Origin of the sequence: Amycolatopsis decaplanina DSM 44594, from assembly GCF_000342005.1 — a bacterium.
GTDB lineage: Bacteria > Actinomycetota > Actinomycetes > Mycobacteriales > Pseudonocardiaceae > Amycolatopsis > Amycolatopsis decaplanina.
Map to the genome: position 1 here is coordinate 249,143 of NZ_AOHO01000048.1, position 14,816 is coordinate 263,958.

At 66.5% G+C, this 14,816-nt stretch carries 16 protein-coding genes; 13 read left to right on the plus strand and 3 right to left on the minus strand.

What is annotated here, in order from left to right; genetic code table 11:
• The first annotated feature begins 66 nt into the window (after positions 1–66).
• The 9 genes from H074_RS13755 to H074_RS13795 all read left to right on the plus strand — a co-directional run bounded on the left by H074_RS13755 (position 67) and on the right by H074_RS13795 (position 9,113).
• A complete protein-coding gene (locus H074_RS13755; protein WP_235096783.1) occupies positions 67–678 on the plus strand; it encodes a Crp/Fnr family transcriptional regulator in 612 nt (203 codons plus the stop codon).
• Positions 679–1,074: 396 nt separating this feature from the next.
• Entirely contained in the window at positions 1,075–1,917 is an 843-nt protein-coding gene (locus H074_RS13760; RefSeq protein WP_235096751.1) for a nucleotidyl cyclase domain-containing protein, read from the plus strand.
• A gap of 13 nt (positions 1,918–1,930) precedes the next feature.
• On the plus strand, positions 1,931–4,084 hold the full coding sequence (locus tag H074_RS13765; RefSeq protein WP_007030657.1) for a hypothetical protein: 2,154 nt from the start codon (positions 1,931–1,933) through the stop codon (positions 4,082–4,084).
• 11 nt (positions 4,085–4,095) lie between these two features.
• Complete coding sequence (locus H074_RS13770; RefSeq protein ID WP_063705370.1) at positions 4,096–5,085, plus strand: hypothetical protein; 990 nt, start codon at positions 4,096–4,098, stop codon at positions 5,083–5,085.
• A gap of 10 nt (positions 5,086–5,095) precedes the next feature.
• Positions 5,096–6,124 (plus strand): protein phosphatase 2C domain-containing protein, encoded by a 1,029-nt coding sequence (locus tag H074_RS13775; protein ID WP_235096752.1) that lies wholly within the window; start codon positions 5,096–5,098, stop codon positions 6,122–6,124.
• A complete protein-coding gene (locus H074_RS13780) occupies positions 6,121–7,053 on the plus strand; it encodes a protein kinase domain-containing protein (RefSeq protein WP_007030660.1) in 933 nt (310 codons plus the stop codon). The genes H074_RS13775 and H074_RS13780 overlap by 4 nt, the downstream gene beginning before the upstream one ends.
• Positions 7,054–7,069: 16 nt before the next feature.
• Positions 7,070–7,768, plus strand: coding sequence for a vWA domain-containing protein (locus tag H074_RS13785; protein WP_007030661.1), 699 nt, complete (start codon positions 7,070–7,072; stop codon positions 7,766–7,768).
• Between the two features lie 50 nt (positions 7,769–7,818).
• On the plus strand, positions 7,819–8,349 hold the full coding sequence (locus H074_RS41270) for a hypothetical protein (protein WP_200865775.1): 531 nt from the start codon (positions 7,819–7,821) through the stop codon (positions 8,347–8,349).
• A gap of 326 nt (positions 8,350–8,675) precedes the next feature.
• On the plus strand, positions 8,676–9,113 hold the full coding sequence (locus H074_RS13795; protein ID WP_007030663.1) for a hypothetical protein: 438 nt from the start codon (positions 8,676–8,678) through the stop codon (positions 9,111–9,113).
• Here H074_RS13795 and H074_RS13800 read toward each other — a convergent pair.
• Together H074_RS13800 and H074_RS13805 are read right to left on the minus strand one after the other, a co-directional pair.
• The gene (locus H074_RS13800; protein WP_007030664.1) at positions 9,110–9,328 is read right to left on the minus strand and encodes an RNA-binding S4 domain-containing protein; all 219 of its coding nucleotides are present in this window, start codon (positions 9,326–9,328) and stop codon (positions 9,110–9,112) included. The genes H074_RS13795 and H074_RS13800 overlap by 4 nt on opposite strands.
• A gap of 7 nt (positions 9,329–9,335) precedes the next feature.
• Entirely contained in the window at positions 9,336–10,097 is a 762-nt protein-coding gene (locus H074_RS13805) for a trypsin-like serine peptidase (RefSeq protein WP_007030665.1), read from the minus strand.
• A gap of 146 nt (positions 10,098–10,243) precedes the next feature.
• On the opposite strand from H074_RS13805, the gene H074_RS13810 reads away from it, so the two are divergent.
• Both H074_RS13810 and H074_RS13815 read left to right on the plus strand, forming a co-directional pair.
• Positions 10,244–11,068, plus strand: a complete 825-nt coding sequence (locus H074_RS13810; RefSeq protein ID WP_007030666.1) for an SDR family NAD(P)-dependent oxidoreductase — start codon at positions 10,244–10,246, stop codon at positions 11,066–11,068.
• Between the two features lie 96 nt (positions 11,069–11,164).
• Complete coding sequence (locus tag H074_RS13815; protein WP_235096753.1) at positions 11,165–11,830, plus strand: hypothetical protein; 666 nt, start codon at positions 11,165–11,167, stop codon at positions 11,828–11,830.
• Here H074_RS13815 and H074_RS13820 read toward each other — a convergent pair.
• A complete protein-coding gene (locus H074_RS13820) occupies positions 11,818–12,666 on the minus strand; it encodes a LysR family transcriptional regulator (RefSeq protein ID WP_235096754.1) in 849 nt (282 codons plus the stop codon). The two genes, H074_RS13815 and H074_RS13820, sit on opposite strands and share 13 nt — an antisense overlap.
• Before the next feature lie 76 nt (positions 12,667–12,742).
• Between H074_RS13820 and H074_RS13825 the strand changes: the two genes are divergently transcribed.
• Positions 12,743–13,459: a CTP synthase C-terminal region-related (seleno)protein gene (locus H074_RS13825; RefSeq protein WP_007030669.1), complete on the plus strand. Its 717-nt coding sequence runs from the start codon at positions 12,743–12,745 to the stop codon at positions 13,457–13,459.
• Between the two features lie 72 nt (positions 13,460–13,531).
• Positions 13,532–14,794 carry an MFS transporter gene (locus H074_RS13830; RefSeq protein ID WP_007030670.1) on the plus strand — a complete coding sequence of 421 codons (1,263 nt, stop codon included), beginning with the start codon at positions 13,532–13,534 and terminating at the stop codon, positions 14,792–14,794.
• The last annotated feature ends 22 nt before the right edge of the window (positions 14,795–14,816 follow it).

Genomic DNA, 14,816 nt, shown 5'->3' on the forward strand with positions numbered 1-14,816 from the left:
GACCCGGTACCCGAGAGCGAACCGGGCGCCTTCTGGGCGACTTTGTCGCTCGACGACCGGCGAGCGATGAGCGCCGCAGGGACACCCAGATCGGTTCCGCGCGCGGCCGAGATCTGTCGGCAAGGCCGACCGTCGTCCACCGTCCATCTCTTGTGCACCGGCTCGGCGGAGGTGTTCCGCCAGGACGCGGACGGTATTCGCACCATCCTGGCCAGGCGAAGGCCCGGGCAGCTGATCGGTGAGATGTCGGCCGTCGACGGATCGCCGGCCTCGGCGACGGTGCGGACGTTGTCCGCCTCGGTGTTCCTAGTGCTTCCGGCCGCCCGATTCGTGGAACTGTGTCACGCGCGGCCCGGAATCACCTGGACCGTCCTCCGAACCGCCGTCGCCCGGTTGAGGGACAGTGACGACCAACGGCAGCAGTACCGGCTCGATGTCCGCAAGCGCACCATTCTCTGCCTGCTCTCGATCGCCGAGGACGCTCGTTCCGAGGACACTCACTCCCGCGTGCCGGTCACGCTCACACAGCAGCAACTCGCCGACATGGTGCCCGCGTCCCTGCCCTCGGTGACTCGGATCCTGGAGGATCTCCGTGACGTCGGCGCGCTTCACACCGGCAGGGGCCGGATGGTCATCGAAACCGACCGGCTGCGTTCGCTCGTCCGGCCTGGTTCATGAATTCTCCGTTCCGCATCATCTGATGTGGAACGCGGCCGCTCGCTGTCATAAATTCTTCTCATTGAGTTGATCCAATGATTCGACGAGGCCTGCGGCTCGAATAATACGGATCTCCGACTCTTCCGTGAGGTGAATCGGTGAAGGTCATGTGCGGTGCGAATGTGGTGCTCAAGTTGTGTGTGTTTTCGCTATTCGTCGGACTTCTCATCGGGGTTTCTCTCGGTTGACCACCCGGCATGCCTGGACCGGCGAAAACAGAGGGGAGGTGACAACTCGATGGAGCCGCATCTGCTGCTCGTGCTGATGAGCGTTCTGTTCGGCTGATGGGACCAGGAGGCGGCCGGCTCGAGGGGGGTCGGCCGCGCCTGGCCCGGAGGGCAGATATTTGTCCACTTTTTGTCACTTTCTTCGGTCACGTCACCTTGTTGTCCTGATTCTGTCCTTGTATCGAGGGCTTCGGCCTTTGAAACTTGCCGCCAGTTGCAGGAGAAATCGTGCGAGTGGAGTCAAAAGTTGGTCTTCATGAACCAATCGGAACCGCCGGTCACCGAGTATCGATCCATCGTGCTCGTCGACGTGGAGGGTTCGACCAAGCTGCTCGACCCGGCTCAGATGGAAGCCAGAAAGGCGCTTTACGAGATCCTCGACGCAGCTTTCGAACAGGCGGGGGTGAGTGAGCGCCACCAGGTCAGGGAGGATCGAGGTGACGGCGTCATGGTCCTCGTCGACTCGGCGGTTCCCAAGATCCACCTGGCCGGGACGTTCCTCGGGCAACTCGTCAGGTCCTTGGAGGAACACAACCGATCCAACGCGCTCTCGGACTGGCTGCGACTCAGGATCGCTCTCCACGTCGGCGAGATCCACCGTGATCGGCACGGTTACGGCGGCGACGCGCTCAATTCGGCGTTCCGCCTGCTTGATGCTGAAGAGTTGAAGACCCGTTTCAAGGAGCTTCAGCGGGCCCAATGCGTGGTCATCGCTTCGGAACGTCTCTTCCACGATGTCATCCGCCATCACCCCGATGAGACCGACGCGGCGCAGTACCAGGAGATCACCGTCGCGAGAATCGGCAAACCCGCATGGGTCCGGGTTCCCGGTTTCGCCCGTCCCCCTGGGAGTCCGGCGCCGGAGAAGAAGGCCGACGGCCCGGGTGGGTCGAAGACCGCGGGCATGACCGCCAACACGCTGTTCGCAGGCCCGGTCACCGCCCATCGTGACTTCGTCATCAACAACGACTGATCCGCGGAAAACCATGGAAACGACAGAGAGTGGCGAAAACCTGCCGCCCGACACCGGCGGGTACGGCGAGGCTCCGGAGGCGGAAAACGACTCCGGACAGCCTCGGACCAAGGAGGACGCTCTCCGCGCCTTGAAAGGCGAAGGCCCGGATTGGGAGGACAGCGATCGTTCACAGGCGATCATCAACGAGTGGATCGGACGGTCCCGCGGTCACGGCGACACGACGATCAACTACTTCGCCGCCGAGGTGCACGCGGGCCGCGACTTCATCATCGGTGGTGCCGGCGAGAGCCGGAAGCGAAGCTCCGGCGCGACCCTCGTTGCGATCGACGTCGCCGAGATCGCCGAGTACACGGTGGCGTTCGTCGAACCGGCGGGCTTCAGGCGGGCGATGAGGGTGCTCCACCAAAAGCGCGTCGTCACCCTCGCCACCTCCGAGGGGCTCGGCCAGCGCACGGCGGCCTTGGAACTGCTGCGGCGAGCGCTCGGCGTCGACGAACCGGCCTTGTACAAGCTGGACGCACTGGAGGTCCTGGGGGACCGGACCTGGGTTCCGCCGTATGACGCGGCCGGGTATCTCGTCCCGCGGGACGACGCCTCGTTGCGGCTGCTCAGCGAGACGTGGTTCGACGCCGTTTCCAAAAGGCTGGAGACGGCCGGTGCCTACTTGGTCGTGCTCACCGAACCGCTCAGCCATGAGCTGGCTCAGGCCACTTGGCGTACGGACTTCGTGGTCGAGAACCTCGCGGCACCGTATTCCTTCGACGTGGTCACGGAACGTTTGTGCCGTACAGGTCTGTTCGAGCGGGAGGTGATCAAGCGGCAGCTGACCGAGGCGGGTGCCAGGCCGTTGCTGGATGCCCGGCCGAAACCGCAGTTCGCCGTCGATTTCGCCGCCGAGGTCATCAGGGTCGTCAGCGACGGTGGCGATCTGCGCGACGCGGTCGCGAGGCTCGACAGGCCCGGGGAACTGGTCCGGGAGTGGTTCTCCGAACACAAGAGGCACGACCAGCTGGCGTTCGTGTTCGCGGTCGCCGTACTCGAGGGAAGCAGCTACCTCACGCTTTCCGACGCCGCGGCGCAACTCTTCACCAGACTTCCCGACGCACCCGACGAAGAGCCGATGCACTTCCGGGGGACGCTGCGGAAAGACCATCCCTGGATCGAGCTCGAAGCCGGCGATGGGCTGGGAGCCGCGGAGCTGGTGAAATTTCGTAACCCGCGTTTACAGCCGGTAGTGCTCACCCACATCTGGTACGAGTACGACATGTACCGGCCGGTACTTCTGGCCTGGTTGAAGAACCTGTGCGGACACCAGGACGTCGAAGTGCGTGCCAGAGCCGGGACGGCTGTCGGAATCATCGCGTCAGGCGATCTCCAGCACGCGATGCACCGGTATCTCAGGCCATGGGCACGGAGCAAAACGGCTCAGCTCAGACAGAGCATCGCCTTGGCACTGAGTGTCGTCGGTGCGCTGTCCGAGCACACCGACGCCATCTGGACCTTGTTGCAGGACTGGGCCGAAGCACCAGAGAACGTTTACGAACGGCGTATGGCCTCGACGGCAGGACTGGTGGCCGGCAGCCCCTGGGGCCTGGACGACCCGAGCAGGGCGCTGGGCGTCCTGCAGCGTCTGGCGGAGGACGACGACTGGGATTCCTTGGAGGTCATCGCCGTGGGGATCCTGCACCTCCTCGACGATGGCTCCTTCACTGAGGTTCTCGGGGCACTGCTCGCCTGGACCGCTCGGCAGGACGAGAGTGCGCTGGTGGAGAAGGGACTGGTGGCGTTCACTTTCGCCGCCAGGAACCCGGCGAGCCGCGCCGAGCCGGAAAAGACGGTGGTCCCAGTCCGGCGGCCCGGGCTGCCGACGTTGCTCGCGAACGCGGTGAACGCGCCGAGGGAGCTCGCCGAGCTTTGGGCGAGGGCTCTGGCCAACGCCCAGGTCAGGCCTATGGCGTTGGACGCGTTGCGCGAGTGGCTGAGGCTGGCGGATCGTGATCCGAGCGTCTTCCGGGCGGTCCGGAACCAGATTCTCACGGTCGCCGGTCTCAGCGACTTGGACTGTGAGCGCCTCGAGTACCACCTCGAACAGTGGGCCGATTCCGAAGGGGATCCCTCCACTTCCGCCTTCGAAATCCTGCGCGAGCTATCTGTACCCGCTTGAACGGAGCCTTCATGCCCCCCGTGACCTACGACCCGATTCTCGAGCTTCGCGAGCTTCCCCGGTTCAGGGTCTTCACCCCCATCGCCGCGCCACGGCTCGGGACCAGCCTCGTGCTGGAGCCTGAAGAAGGGCCGCCCCTCGTGATCGCCGCCGGCGATCGCGTTCCCGAAGCCCGGCTCGGCAAGTACCACCGTTCGTACCTCATCGACCTCGGCAACTACGGACTCAGGTTGGAGGAGCGGGTTCCCAGTGCGGATCCCTCGTTCCAGTTCGCCGCGACCGTCAGCTTCACCTGCCGGGTACACAACCCCGCGGAGATCGCGAAGCGCAGAGTGCGGGACATGACCGGATCGCTCAGGCTTCAGATGGCCAGGCTGATGCGGCAGGTCGCCCGCGAATACGACATCTCGGAGTTCAACCAAGCCGAGGCCGCGCTGAACGCGCACTTGGAGAAATTCACCGGAGACGCCGCCGTCTACCTGGGTGGCTATCTCGTCGAGCTCCACGCCGGTGGCGCTGTCGAGCAGAGCAGCGCGGAGTTCCACGACACGAGCCGCGCGATCAGGATGGATCGGATGCGACGCGAGCCGATGGCCGATGTCGTCCGCGGCGGTCGTGATGAGATGTACGCCCAGTGGCTCGCCAAACGTGGTGGGGACCCGTCGCAGTTGCTGGAGTTCGAAGCGACCGCGAGAGCTGATGAAGCCGAGCTGATGCTGAGGACGATGAAGGCTCTTGAGCCCAGCGAAGGCGCCGAGCCGTTCGCTTTCCGAGAGGAACGGAAGAAGCTGACCGCCAGGCTGCTCGGTGAGCCGATCGAGGAACGCCCCAAGAAACGTAAGTCTCGGCTGGCCGGTTCTCTCGCACCCGTGGTTGACCAGGCACCCGACGAACAGGTGCGTTCGCAGTCCGGTCAACCGGAAGCCCCTGAGCCGGAGAAGGCGGTGAACCGGGTCCGTGGCCTGGGACCAAGGCCGGAACGATCCGATCCGGACGCTTGAGGGAGCGAACGTGGAGGTAGTCGCGTCCGAGAGTTCGGGTACCGCGTACTGGCAATGGCAGGAGCAGGGGGTCCAGGCGCTGGGTGTCTGGACCGAACGGAAGGCGGGTGCGGGTGAGGACGCGGAACCTCTGCTGATTCATCGAAATCACGCTGCCGAAGGCCTCATCGCGGTTTTCGACGGCGCGGGTGGAGCGGGTTCGGCGGGTGCGGGACTGACGCCGGACGGCCGCGAACGGACGGGCGCCTGGGTCGGCTCACGAACGGCCAGAGCAGCAACGGAAGAGTGGTACGTGCGTGTCGCCGAGGATTACGCGGACCTCGACGCTGCCGGTCTGAAGAGCTTGCTCGACCTTCGGCTCGGTCAGATGGCCATCGGGAATCCCAGCAAGCTGGGCGGCAGCATGCGGCGGACCTTGCCGACGACCCTCGCGTCGATTCGTTACGAGGTCGGTGACGACGCCGTCCGCTGGCAGGTCTTCTGGGCAGGGGACTCGCGTTGCTACCTGCTTGAAGAGTCCGGGCTGCAGCAACTGTCGCTCGACGACACCGACTCGGCCGACGCACTGACCCTGCTCATCGAAGACCCGCCGATGACGAACCTGGTTTCCGCGGACAGGCAGTTCGTGGTCAACTCCGCGCACGGAGGCGCACGGACACCCTGTGTGCTGCTCTGTGCGACAGACGGCTTCTTCGGATACGTGCGCGGCCCGGCCGACTTCGAGTACTTCTTGTTGAGGTCGTTGAGCACCGCGGTAGACCTCGACCACTGGGCGAGCAACCTTATCGAGACGGTGTGCTCGTACACGGGGGATGACGCTTCTCTTTCCTTGGTGGCCTTGGGTTTCCGTGACTTCGAAGACCTGCGCGGCCAGTATGCCGCGCGGCTCGGCCTGGTGAGGGCCGAGTTCTGGGAGCCGTTGCGGGCGGCGGAGGCGGGGACGGATAGGGAGTGTTTCGTCGCTGCCCGCAAAGGTTCCTGGGAGCGCTACAGGTCCGGTTACGAACGCCGGATGCCGTTCAAGGAGGAAGACCGATGAAGCAAGGCGACAGCCTGAACGGCTATCGGGTCGTCACCAAGCCGACCAACGACGGAGCCGGAAAGTGCCTCTGGGCCTTCGCGGAACGTGACGGGCATGAGTACTTCATCAAGGAGTTCCTTGATCCGAAACGTCCTGGTCGCAACTCGATGGGCGATGAAGAGTCCAAGCGGCTCCGGAGGAAGCAGTGCGAGGAGTTCGAGTGCAGGCACTGGGCGGTGATCAACAATCTCGACCCGACCGATCCCTACGCCGGCAACTTGGTCACGGCACTCGACTTCTTCTGTGTGGGAACCAAGTACTACAAGGTGACGGCTCGAATGAGGCCGGTGCCGATGCCCCCGCCGGAAGCACTTTCGACTCAGCAGAAGGTCGTACTGCTCGGAACGCTCGGTGACAGTCTGGCCCTGCTTCACCGCCAGAACATCGTGCACGGTGATCTCAAGCCGGACAATGTGCTCTTGCACCGGCCGCCGCGTAGCGACCTCTACACCGCGAAGCTCATAGACTTCGACGACGCCTACCTCTCGGGTTCGCCACCGGATCGCGACACGATCGGTGGAGACGCGGGCTATGCCTCCCCGGAACTGCTGCGCTACTTGAAGGATGACCCGTCGATCCGGCCGGTCCAGTTGACCACTGCCGCGGACATGTTCGCCTTCGGCTTGATGCTGCACGGATACCTCACCGGAGCGCCACCCGGGTTCGTCGGTGCCCACGGATCCGTCGCGGAAGCGGTCAACGCCGGAGCGGATGTCCGGCTCGACACCAAGCTGGGCGACCGGGCGAGAGCCTTGATCCAGGCCCTGCTCGGGGCCGATCCCGGCTCCAGGCCGACGGCAGCGGACGTTCTGCTCGCGCTCAATGACAAGTCCCTTGTGGACATCAAACGGTCTCGATTGCGGATCAACGTTTCCGCGAATCGTTAGAGAGAAGGCGATCTCCATGAGCCAGCCCCATGAGGCCCTGAAGTACGCGGTCGACATCGTGTTGTGCATCGACTCCACCGCCAGCATGGCGCACGTCCTCGATGATGTGAAGGCGAGTGCCTTGTCCTTCCACGAGAGGCTGATCGCCGAGATGCGGGCGAAGGGCAAGGCCATCAGTCAGCTGAGGTTGAAGGTCATCGCGTTCCGGGACTTCGGAGACTGTGCCGAAGACGCTCTTGAACAGACGGACTTCCTCGTGCTGCCCGACCGTTCGGTGGAGTTCGACAAGTTCGTGCATGGCCTGGAGGCCGATGGCGGCGGCGACATTCCGGAATCCGGCCTCGAGGCGCTCGCCCTCGCGGTGCAGGCACCTTGGGAACGCGGCCTCGATCGACGGCGGCACGTGGTCGTGCTCTTCACCGACGCCCCGGCGCATCCGCTGGGATCGCCCAGGCAACGGGCGGCCGCCACCTACCCGACGTCGGTCCCGGATTCGATCGACGAACTGTTCGAACAGTGGGGGCACGCCCGGAGCCAGCGTTCCGTCATGGACAACTCAGCGAAGCGGCTGCTGTTGTTCGCGCCGGAGATCTCACCTTGGCCGGAGATCGCGGACGACTGGAACAACACCTTGTTCTTCCCTTCCAACGCGGGTGAGGGCCTGGAGGAGTGGGAAATGAGCGAGATCATCAACACCATCGCGAACAGCCTGTGATGGCGATCCTGCACGGTTTGGGTGTGACGGTGGGCTGGAACCGTGAGCGAGTGACCGTCGATGCGGCGGGTGTCCATCTGGACATACCACTCGTGAACTGCGCGGAAGCCCGGCTCGGCCATGTCACGACCCCTGAGGACGAGGTCCAGGCGAGATTGACGTTCCGCTGGGCGGCGGCAGCGCACGGCGAGCCGTCGGGGGAGGTCGTCCTGCACTTCCCGGCTTCGATCTGGGACGACCTGGTCGTCCTGACGGGCTCGATCACGGCCGCGTCGCCCGCGTCGCCGGGCGTCGTCCGTCGAGCGGTGCCTGGTGCCCGGGTGAACCCCGGCCGGGAATCGGTGCGGGACAAGTCGCGGCCAGTGGTCAACGAGGTGTTGTCCGACGCGCTCCAGATGCTCTGGGAGAGCCCGGTTTCACCTCTGAACGGTGGCGCTCCCGCGAGTCCCGGCCGTCGACGACCGGATCGGCCGGAGAAGCCCCTGCTCCCGCAGCTCGATTTCGCCCGCATTCCGGGAACGCCGGATTGGGTTGGTTTCCGCTCACTGGGACACGGTGGCTTCCCCGGCCCTCCGGATTGAGGGAGGGAGCAGTCATGAAGTGGTCCTGCGACGGTTGCGACACCATCAACGACGGTCCGTCCCGGACGTGCAGACGCTGCGAACGAGAGGCCGGAAGTACGACGGCGTCAGAGGTGACGATCGTACGGAGTCATCGGCCGAGGCGGCCGCAGGCGCCGCCGACGGCGGACTCGGAGCCTCGCCGTGCTGCACCACCGACGGGATACGCCACCGCCCCGCCGCCACCTCCTCCGCCACGTTCGCGTGCCCCGCGTCCGCCGTCCGGGACACCGCATCGGCCTGCTTCGCCCCCGCCGTTCCGGCCGAAAAGCGGAGTCGGCATCTTCGTGGTGCTGGGTTTGGCGGTTCTCACGGTGCTCTTCTGTGTGATACCTCTCATCGTGGCCGCCATCGGCGGAGGCATGAAGTCGCATTCCAGAGAGGGCCGGCCCGAGTTGAACGGGTTCCGGACTTCGGATGGGAGCCCTTGCCCCTCCGAGGTGGCTCGATTCCTGCCTGGTGGAGAGGGCGTACTCAGGATTCGATTACAGACAGAGAGACATCTGGTCACCGTCTGCGAAACGGCCGAGGGCCGCCTCTTTTACGACGGACAGGGCAAGGGCAAACCGGTGACGGACGAATACCACCTGCAGATCCCGGCACAGCGGACCGCGGACGGTTACATAGCCCACAGAGGGGCGTACACGTACGAGATCAAGCCGAGTCGGCTGGTGGTGACCCGAGGGGAGGAGGTCTTGTCGGACAGTGCGACGTCGCCCGCCTAGGCCAGGACGACGCGGCCGCCTTCGCCGCCGACCTCCACGATGTCGCCGTTCGTCAGCTGACGGCCGCGCCGGACCTCCACCTCGCCGTTGACCGTGACCTCTTCGGCGTCGAGGAGGTCTTTGGCGTGCGAACCGTCTTCGGCCAGGTTGGCCAGCTTGAGGAACTGGCCGAGGCGGATCGGCTCGCCGGTGATCGGGACGTCGTGGATGCTCATGGGGAGATCATCCCCGTGCGTCCATCTTCCGGTACAAGGTGGCGACGTCGGTGTCGAAGTAGCTGCTGTAGGACGTGTCCGGATCGTCCCCGCCGTACAGGTAGCCGCCGATCACGCCGACGACGGTGCCGAGTTCGGTCTTCGGGTCGGGGCCGACCACCCACGGGCCGCCGCTGGTGCCGGTCGTGAAGCCGGGGCAGGCGACGCGCATCTGGTAGGTGTCGGCCTGGCTGCTGATGCCGTGGCAGACGACCGGCGCCTCCCGTGCGTCGGGATAACCGGTCAGGGTGATCGGGTGGTCGAACCCGCCACCGGTCAGCAGCGTGTTGGCGCCAGTGACGCTTTCGAGGGTCTTCGGGTTGCCTGCCTGCCGCGCGGTCGCGAACCCGACGTCCAGGTCCGGATCGGAGGAATCGGCCCAGCCTTCGGGAACCTGTGGATCCGAGACGTCCCAATAGCCGTACGGCGCGACACCGTCGTGATAGCCGGGCGCGAACGAGATCCCTGTCGCGTACTCGCCGCCTTCGCCGTCGTGGAGGCAATGCGCCGCCGTGAGCAGGAGGTCGCCGGGGGCGCTGTGGACGACGCTGGCCGTGCAGAAATGCGACCCGTCGAGGAAGAGCGCGCCGATCGCCGGATTGGTCCGGGGCGCGGCGGGGGTGACCGCCACCGTGGCGGCGTTTCCACCGGCGTCGGTCTCGGCAGGATCCGACGCGGCGGAGCAACCGGACAGAACGACACAGAGCACGAGTAACAGGGCGCTGCGCATAGCCTTCCTTTCGCTCGTCCACGGCTGTCCGGTCAAAGATCACCATAAGCGGTGCGCGGACACAGCTCGAATCGCTCAACGCACAGCAAGCTCACAGCCGTAGTATGTGTTACCTCCGGTAACAGTCGAGCTGGTTGGGAGCGGGTATGAAGTCGTTCACGGACAAGGTCGTGGTGATCACGGGCGCGGGCTCGGGAATCGGCAAGGCGCTCGCGATCGAACTGGCTGGGCGGGGCGCCCGGCTGGCGCTCTCCGATGTTGACGCCATCCGTGCGGCGGGCACGGTCGCGGAGTGCGAGAAGGCGGGCGCGACCGCGAAGGCGTACGAGCTCGACGTCGCCGACCGTGACGCCGTTCTCGCGCACGCGGAGGAGGTCGCCGTCGATTTCGGCGGCGCCAACGTCGTGGTGAACAACGCCGGGGTCGCGCTCGGCGCCACGGTCGAGGAAATGACCTGGGACGACTTCGACTGGCTGATGGGGATCAACCTCGGCGGGGTGGTCAACGGCACGAAAGCCTTTCTGCCGCAGTTGATCGCTTCGGGCGACGGGCACATCGTCAACCTGTCGAGTGTGTTCGGCTTCATCGGCGTTCCTACGCAGAGTGCTTACAACGCGGCGAAATTCGCGGTGCGGGGGTTCACCGAGGCGCTGCGGCAGGAAATGCTGATCGCCCGGCATCCGGTCAAGGTCAGCTGCGTGCATCCCGGTGGCATCAAGACGAATATCGCACGTGACGCGCGGGGCGGCGTCGAGCGGGACATCGACAAAGCCGCCGAAGGATTCGAAAAGATCGCGAGGACGACACCGGAGAAGGCCGCGCAGACCATCTTGCGTGGTATCGAACGGGGGGCGGCGCGCATCCTGATCGGTCCGGACGCGTATGCCATCGACGCGATTCCCCGCGTGCTCGGCTCGTTTTACCAGCGGCCACTCGCCCTGCTGGGACGCTTGGGAATGAAGCGGCTCTGAACGGAGTAACCCTCCGTGCCCCGGACGGCTCGGAATAACTCGATCGGGGTGCGTTACTTACGGCGGCGTCGGAAATGCACCACAATGCTCAAGTTCGTGATTCCGCTTCCGGAGGTCCCCATGCCGCGCGCCGCCCAGCGCCGTCCGTCGACCGACGCCGCCTTCTCCGCGCCCGTCGAGACCGTTGAACTGCTGGACCGGACGGGGATCATCGCGGCGAGCCTGCCGAAACGGCGGCGCAGCCCGGAGAACGAGCCCGAGCCGATGCCGGTGCGCCCCCCGGTGTGTGAACCGGTCGTGGACAAGGATCTGCGGCCCAAGGCCGTCGTCATCCATCGTCGCGCCCGGTCCTGGCTGGTCGGCGGAGCGGGGGTGGCGCTGCTCGCGATCGGCTGGTTCGCCGGCACCTTCACCTTCGCGCCGGTCGGCGACACCGCCTTGCCCGAGCAGCCGCTGCCCGCCGTGGTGACCCAGCAGGCGGCGCCACCGGTCGCGCCGCCCGCCCCACAGGCCGCCCCGGTGACCGTCTATGTCCCGGTCACCGTGAAGCAGCAAGCGCCCGCGACGAAGAAGAAGCCCGCCAAGGAACGGGTCGTCGCCCTGCCGTCCGCCGAGACCAGGCCGCCGGAGCAGCCGCGGTCCGACACCGGAGCGCGGGACCGGACCACGGAGGGGCTGCGGAGCATGATGGATCCCGTCGTGGCGAGTTCGCTGGCGATGCAGATGGCGCAGGAGATGATGAGCTACGGCTACGGCCGCTGACCCGTCAGCGCGGCGGCCAGCGCGGAGCCCTCGCCTGGGTCGCCGTGCACGAGTTCGGTGCGATGCACTACGCGCGGCGAGGACAGGGGAAGCGCGTCCACGCCGGTGATCACGTCCGTAGGGAGCAGCGCGAGTCCCTGGCCTGCGGCGACCAGGCCGAGCAGGCCGCGGACGTCGGTCCCGGCGTACCGCAGCCGACCGCGGAAACCGTCGGTCGAGGCAGACTTTCTCAAGCGTTCCAAGGGAATCGCGGTGTCCGGCGCATCGATCCACCCCGCGTCGGCGAGTTCGGCCAGCCGGACGGTCCGCCCGGCCATCGGATGACCGGAGGGCACCGCGACCGCGAGCGGGCGTTCGCCGACGACGGTGGTGGTGAGCGGGCCGACATCCGGCAAGGGGAGCGGATCGCTCGGCGCGGTCATCCCGTCGACGAGACCGAGGTCGAGTGAGCCCCTCGCGACCTCCGGCAGAACGTCTTCACGGCCCAGGACTCGCAATTCGGTACCGCGATGCGCGGCGGCGGCGACTTCGGCGGTGAGGGACAACGGCGTCAGACCGAGGACGACCCGGCCGGTGGGCGCCGCGGTGAGCCGGGCGAGGTCCGCACGGGCGGCGTCGAGCCGGGTCAGCAGCGGACCGGCGTGTTCGAGGAGCCGTTCCCCGGCCCGGGTCGGGGCGACGGGCCGCCGGGTCAGCAGCGCGGTACCGAGGTCGTGTTCGAGCGCGGCGATGTGCTGGGAGATCGCGGACTGCGTGTAGCCGAGGTCGCGGGCGGCGCGCGAGAACGAGCCGCCGCGGGCCACCGCCACGAACGTGCGGAGCAGGTGGGTCTCCATGGTCATCAGTATCGCTTATGAACCCAGCATGGATCATCGTTGGCGCTGAACTCGGTTCGGGGGTCACGATGGCCGCATGAAAAAGACAGCCCGGGTCGCGCTGGTCGGCGACCGCTCGGACGGCGTCCGCTCCCACGTCCGTATTCCGATGCTCTTCGAACGTCTCGCCGAACGCGACGGCCTCGAACTCGACGCCTACTGGATCCCGACGGACGCAGTCGGCCGGCTCACCGGCTTCGACGCCGTCTGGCTGGTGCCCGGAAGTCCTTATCGGTCCGAAGCGGGCGCGGTGGCCACTGTGCGAGAGGCCCGCGAGCACGGCATCCCGTTTCTCGGCACCTGCGCCGGTTTCCAGCACGCGCTGCTGGAATTCGCGCGGAACGTCTGCGGCCTCGGCGGAATCGGGCACGCGGAGAACGCGCCGGATGCGCATGAGCAGCTGATCGTCCCGTTGGCGTGTTCGCTCGTCGGGCACGAGGGCGTCATCCACGTCACGCCGGACACGCTCGCGGCACGGATCCTCGGGGCGGAGCGTTCCGTTGAGCGGTATCACTGTTCGTACGGTCTCGACGGCCGGCATCTGGACGACTTGGCCTCGAACGGGTTGGTCTTCAGTGGATTCGACGGCGAGGGCGACGCGCGGATCGCGGAACTGCCGGAGCACCCCTTCTTCCTGGCGACGTTGTTCCAACCCGAACTCGCCGGCGACGGAACCCGGCCGCATCCGCTCGTCCAGGCCTTCGCCCGCGCCGCCGTGGAGCACGCGCAACTGTCAGTCCACAGTGGACACTGACGGACGTCGTGATCCGGATGGCCGCTGACACTGCGGAAGTGATCGACTACCCTGAGCCAGGGGGAGGGGCTCATGGAGAAGGGGGATTCCGCTCGGAGCACCGCGTTCAAGGCCGCTTTCGCGGTCGGCGAGTTCCGTGCGTTGTGGGCGGCCGAGGCGCTTTCGCAGGCCGGTGACCAGCTGGCCAGGGTCGCGTTGTCGGTACTGGTCTGGGAAAGAACGGCGTCGGCGGGGCTGACCGGGCTGACCTACGGGCTGACGTATCTGCCGACGCTGATCGGCGGCACCCTGTTCGCCGGGCTGGCGGACCGGTACTCGCGGCGGACGGTGATGATCGTCTGCGACCTGCTGCGCGCGGCGATCGCGGCGCTGATGGCCGTACCGGGGATGCCGCTCTCGGTGCTGGCCGGGCTGCTGGTGATCCTGACGATGGCGGGCGGCCCGTTCCGGGCGGCGCAGCTCGCGTTGCTTCCGGACGTCCTCGAAGGCGAGCGGTACGTCGCCGGGCTCGCGGTCCGCACGATCACCATCCAAACGGCACAGCTCGCCGGATTCGGCGGTGGCGGACTGGTCATCGGGCTCGTGACACCCTACTGGGGACTGGTGATCGACGCGGTGACCTTTGTGGTTTCGGCGCTGTTGGTGTCCACAGGGGTTCGTCGCCGGGGGCCCGCCGCGACGGAATCTTCGGTGAAAAGCCGGCTGGCGCGGGCTTTCAGTGGTGAAGGCGCCAGGGAACTGTGGCAGGGCAAGGGAATCCGGGTGCTCTTCGGGCTGAAGATGCTCGCCGGATTCGCCATCGCGCCGGAAGGGCTCGCGGCGCCGCTCGCCGTCGGGCTCGGGGCGGGGAGTTTCGCGGTCGGTCTTATTCTCGCGGCGGATCCGGTCGGTTCGGTAATAGGCTCGTGGATCTTCACGAAATGGGTTCCGGCGCGACGAAAAACGCGAGTTGTCGGCATTCTCGCCATCGCATCCGTCGTTCCTTTGGTCTTTGTCTTCTTTCGCCCTCCGCTGCCGATCTGTCTCGTGTTGATCGGGCTCAGCGGGGCCTTCGCGGCGCCGTACCACCTGCAGGCCGTCGCGTTGATGGCCCGCGCGGTGCCGGACGGCGTCCGTGCGCAGGTCATGGGTCTGACCTCGACGAGTTTGGTGACCGTGCAGGGAATCGGGATCATGCTCGCGGGCGCTCTAGCCCAGTTGACCGGCCCGTTCGTGGCCGTCGGGGTGGTCGCGACGGTGGCCGTCGCCTCGGCGGGACCGATGGCGATGGCGTGGAAACGCGCCATCGCCACCGGACCCGATGTATGGCTCCCGGCCGGGAGCCGGACCGGCTGAATTGGTGGGATCAGTCCTCGCG